Source organism: Gelidibacter salicanalis (assembly GCF_016469035.1).
GTDB lineage: Bacteria > Bacteroidota > Bacteroidia > Flavobacteriales > Flavobacteriaceae > Gelidibacter > Gelidibacter salicanalis_A.
Genome location: NZ_JAEHJZ010000310.1, coordinates 1 through 330, shown reverse-complemented (window position 1 = coordinate 330; position 330 = coordinate 1). Strand labels below are relative to the sequence as shown.

Genomic DNA, 330 nt, shown 5'->3' with positions numbered 1-330 from the left:
TAAGGCAAAATTTTCTCCTAAAGGCGGGAAAATCATGACAACTGGAGAGGAAAACAACATAAAAATATGGGATGTTAAATCTGGAGAAGAACTTCATTTGTTTAATAATTATGAAGACAACTTTGTTTTACGAAGCATTTTTTCGACCGCCTTTGATAATGTTATATTTACGCCCGACGAAAAGAAAATAGTAACTAGTTCCTTTTCCAATGTTTTGATATGGAATGCTGAAACTGGCGATGGACTTAAAAGAATTAGAGGATATTCCTACAGCAATCCCTTAATCTCAGTAGATGGAAGCAAACTAATTACTACTTCGAAAAACGAAAT

1 protein-coding gene is annotated in these 330 nt (G+C 33.6%); it reads left to right on the top strand.

Annotation, left to right across the window (positions count from 1 at the left end):
• A partial coding sequence (locus tag JEM65_RS21580) for a WD40 repeat domain-containing protein (RefSeq protein ID WP_199603822.1) occupies positions 1–330 on the top strand: 330 nt, incomplete at both ends.